The organism is Rhodococcus chondri, from assembly GCF_036327435.1.
Lineage (GTDB): Bacteria > Actinomycetota > Actinomycetes > Mycobacteriales > Mycobacteriaceae > Rhodococcus > Rhodococcus chondri.
Genome location: NZ_JAUZMZ010000255.1, coordinates 1 through 4,961, shown reverse-complemented (window position 1 = coordinate 4,961; position 4,961 = coordinate 1). Strand labels below are relative to the sequence as shown.

General features: G+C 67.2%; 6 protein-coding genes. 3 read left to right on the top strand and 3 right to left on the bottom strand.

What is annotated here, in order from left to right:
- Positions 1-774, bottom strand: a 774-nt coding sequence (locus Q8814_RS24425; protein WP_330154553.1) for a coenzyme F420-0:L-glutamate ligase, incomplete at its 3' end; no start/stop codon positions are given.
- Positions 774-1,763, bottom strand: coding sequence for a 2-phospho-L-lactate transferase (gene cofD, locus Q8814_RS24420; protein ID WP_330154552.1), 990 nt, complete (start codon positions 1,761-1,763; stop codon positions 774-776). The genes cofD and Q8814_RS24425, both read right to left, overlap by 1 nt.
- 357 nt (positions 1,764-2,120) lie before the next feature.
- Here cofD and Q8814_RS24415 point away from each other — a divergent pair, with 357 nt between their 5' ends.
- The gene (locus Q8814_RS24415) at positions 2,121-2,372 is read left to right on the top strand and encodes a WhiB family transcriptional regulator (protein WP_330154554.1); all 252 of its coding nucleotides are present in this window, start codon (positions 2,121-2,123) and stop codon (positions 2,370-2,372) included.
- Between the two features lie 166 nt (positions 2,373-2,538).
- Here Q8814_RS24415 and Q8814_RS24410 read toward each other — a convergent pair whose 3' ends face one another.
- Positions 2,539-3,033: a metallopeptidase family protein gene (locus Q8814_RS24410; protein ID WP_330154551.1), complete on the bottom strand. Its 495-nt coding sequence runs from the start codon at positions 3,031-3,033 to the stop codon at positions 2,539-2,541.
- A gap of 89 nt (positions 3,034-3,122) precedes the next feature.
- Here Q8814_RS24410 and Q8814_RS24405 point away from each other — a divergent pair, with 89 nt between their 5' ends.
- Positions 3,123-3,524: a DUF3499 domain-containing protein gene (locus tag Q8814_RS24405; RefSeq protein ID WP_330154550.1), complete on the top strand. Its 402-nt coding sequence runs from the start codon at positions 3,123-3,125 to the stop codon at positions 3,522-3,524.
- A gap of 77 nt (positions 3,525-3,601) precedes the next feature.
- Positions 3,602-4,961 (top strand): phosphomannomutase/phosphoglucomutase (locus Q8814_RS24400; protein WP_330154549.1); only part of this gene is annotated, 1,360 nt, incomplete at its 3' end.

The following is a 4,961-nucleotide window of genomic DNA, read 5'->3' as shown; positions in this document are numbered from 1 at the left end:
GTCGAGTGCTTCGGCGGTGCCGAGCCAGAACAGGTCTTCCTCACCCCCGCGGATCAGGGCACGTGCGTTCGAACCGTCGTCGGCCAGGTGGAGGCCCCGCACCACGGCGACCGGGACTCCGCCGAGCTTGCCCTTGACCAGATCCCCCGCGGCGGCGAGTTCGTCGGCGACTGCGACTTCGGTCACGAGCAGATCGTTGCCCTGTGGATCTCGGGAACCGGCGTAGCAGTGCAGGACCGGCACCCCCGCCGAACCGATAGCGGCGTCGGTCTGCCCCACGCGCCATGCGCGGCCCATGGTGTCGGTGATGACGACTCCGACGGTGACACCCAGCAGCTCGGCGAGGCGCTGACGGAGCACGGCCGCACTGGCGTCCGGATTCTCGGGAAGCAGGGCCAGTTCGGCGGAGTCGACGTTGGAGCCGTCGACACCCGATGCGGCCTGCACGATGCCGAGCTTGTTCTCGGTGATGAGAGTGCGGCCCTTCTGCGCGAGCACCCGCACCGCTTCCTGGGTCACCAGCCGCCGCCGGAGCGCGTCGCGTCCGTCGGGGTCGGTGGGGGCATCGACGATCCGGCCCTCCACCTTGGACACGACCTTGCTGGTGACGACGAGGATGTCGCCGTCGGCCAGCCAGGGAGCCGCGGTCGCCACCGCACCGGCGAGGTCGTCGCCGGGACGGAACTCAGGCAGTCCGGCGACGGGCCGGATTTCGATGGCGCCGCCGGGGGCGTGGTCGCGCACGGCGGCGCCGGTCGCGGTGTCGGAAGGCATCACAGGGTCACTCCAGCGAGTTCCAGTGCGGCACGCGCCATGTCGGCGGTCGCGGCGGGGTCGGTCATGAGCAGGGGAACGCTGCGGACGGTCACGCCCGGTACGTCGGCGTGATCGGTGGAATGGACGAGCCACCCGTCGAGGAGGCCGGTGCCGCTGCGGGCGCCGTAGTAGCGCCCGACGGCCTCGGCGGTGGTGTCGACGCCGATGGTCTCGAGGCACGCATCGGCCATGCCGCGCAAGGGCTTGCCGCCGATGACGGGGGAGAGCCCGACGACCTTCGCGCTCGTGGTGCGCAGTGCTCCGCGTACGCCGGGAATTGCGAGGATGGCGCCGACGCTCACGACCGGGTTGGACGGCGCGAGGATCACGGCGTCTGCGGATCCTATGGCGTCGAGCACCCCCGGGGCGGGTTCGGCGTCGTCTGCGCCGATGTGAGCGAAGCTGTGGGTGGGTACCTGCGCGCGATGACGCACCCACCATTCCTCGAAGTGGACAGCACGCTGTTCGCCGTCGGCGGGATCGGTGATGACGACGTGCGTTTCGCTGCGGTCGTCGGAGACCGGCAGCAACGTCACCCCCGGCTTCCATCTTGCGCACAGGGCTTCGGTGACGGCCGACAGCGGATAGCCGGTGCGGAGCATCTGGGTGCGGATCAGGTGAGTTGCGATGTCGCGGTCGCCGAGACCGAACCAGTCGGGGATCGCGCCGTACGCGGCGAGTTCCTCCTTGGCATTCCAGGTCTCGTCGATACGGCCCCAGCCACGCTCGGGATCGATTCCCCCTCCGAGCGTGTACATGCACGTATCGAGGTCGGGGCAGATGCGCAGGCCGTGCATCCACACGTCGTCGCCGACGTTGACGATGGCGGTGATCCGGTGCGGGGCACCTGGATCTTTGTCCGAGCCCGGGGAAATGCCGAGGAGTTGGCGCAGACCCGTGAGGAAACGGGCCCCTCCGACACCTCCGACCAATACAGTCACGTTCACGGACCAAGCCTATGTGGTGCCGGCGGTACCCCGTTGCCCGCCGTCCGAAACCTCCGAAGGCAAAGTCGTCGATAGTAAGCGAGAAAAGTCGTTCAGCTTGACCGCGACACGCCCTACGTGTCTAATCACATACATGTCATTCCGGGTTCCCGGATCGAGATCGATTGTGGTGTCCCGCATTCGAACGAAGATTCGAGAGGGTGGCACGGGGAGTGAGCCCCGGGCAATGAGGTTGCGGCGCTGCAGGTGAGGAGGCGAGTGATGGCCGACGAGCGCGAGAGGTTCGAAATCTCTCGAATCGACACTGCAATCGAGGGTGTCTACGACGAGCGGGACAGTGGGGCACCGGTTCTCAATTTGATTACCGGATTCGGTGATGCCTCGGACAGTGAAGAACAGTGGCAGGAGCGTGCGCTGTGCGCGCAGACCGACCCGGAGGCATTCTTCCCCGAGAAGGGTGGCTCCACGCGGGAGGCCAAGCGAATCTGCATGGGGTGTGATGTTCGAGACGACTGTCTCGAATATGCCCTTGCTCACGACGAGCGGTTCGGAATTTGGGGTGGGTTGTCGGAAAGGGAACGGCGACGCCTCAAGCGCGGAATCGTGTAACGACCGGCTCCGGTCCGGTACGGGGTGTTCGGGCCTGACACCAGGGGTCGTTTCGATGTCGATACGAAGGTCGGGTTACTCGATGGGGGTCGGGTAACCCGACCTTCGTCGTTCCTGGACCACTCATCCCGCACCGGGTCGTGCTTGGAGCGCGACCGTCGACGGCTCAGTCATCGCCGGCGTCCCCGAGCTCCGGGTCCACGATTTCCGGTTCTACACCGAGATACGTCGCGACCTGATGCACGAGGACGTCGTGCACGAGGTCGGTGAGATCTTCGGGATCCTCGGCGCGAAGTTCGAGCGGCCGGCGAAAGAGAACGATCCGGGCACGTGTCGCTGCTCCACGCCGGTCGATACCTGCCGGAACGAGACGCGAGAGCGGGACCGGTCCGTCGGCCACCACCTCGTCGGGCCAATTCACCGAGTCGGGGTCGCGGGCGCGAATCTTGGGCACATCGTCCACGGCGATGTCGAGCTTCGTGAGCCGGTCGTGCCACTGGGCGTCGATCGGTGCGAAGGCGCTCAGGACGAGCAGGTCGAAATTTTCGGCGCGCGACCGCCACGCGGGGAGGTCGTGCGGGAACAGTGGCCCGCGGATTCCGCGGCCACGGCGCGTCACGGAACGGGACGAGACGGGACGAGGACGGCGTGCTCGGGGCATGTAGGGACAGTACGACACGAAAAATTGCCTGCGTCCTCAACGGTGTGTCCGAATAGTCCCGGAGCTCCCGGCGCGCTACGCTCCCATGCGTGAGAACACTGCGTCGATGCTGCCGGCCTGGGTGCAAGAACCCTGCTGTGGCGACGCTGACCTACGTGTACTCGGATTCCACGGCAGTCGTCGGACCGCTGGCCACGGTTGCCGAGCCCCATTCGTGGGACCTGTGCGAGACGCACGGTTCGCGCATCACTGCGCCGAAGGGGTGGGAGCTCGTCCGGTACGAGGGAGCCTTCTCGTCGGGCAGTCCGGACGAGGACGACCTGACCGCTCTTGCAGAGGCGGTACGTGAGGCCGGTCTCGGTGAGCGCGGCAGAGGCGAATCCCATCCCGACGAGCCGGAAGCGGCGCCGCGCGCTGCCGCTGCGGCACCCTCGACTGCTCGCACGGGTCGCCGTGGGCACCTGCGCGTGTTGCCCGACCCGACATCCTGATCGGTTCCCACTAGGCTGATCGAGGGCCGCGTCACGGAGGAGGATGCGGCGCTAGTCGACGATCAGGAGCAAGAGCAGTGGCGAGATCTGCCGAGTCGGTGGCAGCCGTGATCAAGGCGTACGACGTCCGCGGTGTGGTGGGAGAGCAGATCGACGAGGGATTCGTCCGCGAGGTCGGCGCATCGTTCGCGCGCCTGGTCCGGAACGACAACTCGGCGTCCCGTGTGGTGATCGGCCACGACATGCGCGACTCCTCGCCGAAGCTGGCCCAGGCTTTCGCCGAAGGTGTCACCGGTCAGGGTCTCGACGTCGTGCTCATCGGCCTGGCCTCGACCGATCAGCTGTATTTCGCCTCCGGCATCCTCGACGCCCCGGGCGCGATGTTCACCGCGAGCCACAACCCCGCGAAGTACAACGGCATCAAGTTGTGCCGTGCGGGTGCGAAGCCTGTCGGGCAGGACACCGGTCTGGGAACGATCACCGCCGAACTGCTCGAGGGCGTCCCCGGATACGACGGCCCGGCCGGCACCGTCACCGAGCAGGATGTCCTCGCGGAGTACGCATCGTTCGTGCGGGGTCTGGTCGACCTGTCGCAGTTGCGGCCGCTCAAGGTCGCGGTGGACGCCGGAAACGGAATGGGCGGACACACGGTCCCCGCAGTGTTCGATGTGCTGCCGATCGATCTGGTCCCGCTGTTCTTCGAGCTCGACGGCACCTTCCCCAACCACGAGGCCAATCCGCTCGACCCCGCCAACCTGGTGGACCTGCAGCGTCTGGTTGTCGAGTCGGGCGCCGATGTGGGTCTGGCCTTCGACGGCGACGCCGACCGCTGCTTCGTCGTCGACGAACGAGGTGAACCCGTCACCCCCTCGGCGGTCACTGCTCTCGTCGCCTCCAGGGAACTGGCGAAAGAGCCGGGCGCCACGATTATTCACAACCTGATCACATCCCGGGTGGTTCCCGAACTCGTAGCCGAGCAGGGCGGTGTCGCTTTGCGCACGCGCGTCGGCCATTCGTTCATCAAGCAGCAGATGGCCGAGACCGGCGCCGTCTTCGGTGGGGAGCACTCCGCGCACTACTACTTCCGAGATTTCTGGGGGGCCGACTCCGGGATGCTCGCGGCGTTGCACGTCCTGGCCGCACTCGGGGGACAGGACCGGCCGCTGTCCGAACTCATGCGGTCCTACAACCGTTACGAGGCGTCGGGCGAGCTGAACTCCACGGTCGACGACGCGGCCGAACGCACCGACGCCGTGCTCGGGGCGTTCGCCGACCGCGCCGAGTCCATCGACCGCCTCGACGGTGTCACCGTGAATCTGCCGGGCAACGCGTGGTTCAATCTGCGCGCCTCCAACACCGAGCCGCTGCTGCGACTGAACGTCGAGGCCGGCTCGCGCACGGAGGTCGACGCGCTGGTGAGCGAAATCCTGTCCATCG

What these genes read in the sequence shown, in the direction of transcription:
- Q8814_RS24410 (WP_330154551.1), bottom strand. Translation starts at nt 3,033, where the DNA reads ATGCCCCGAGCACGCCGTCCTCGTCCCGTCTCGTCCCGTTCCGTGACG.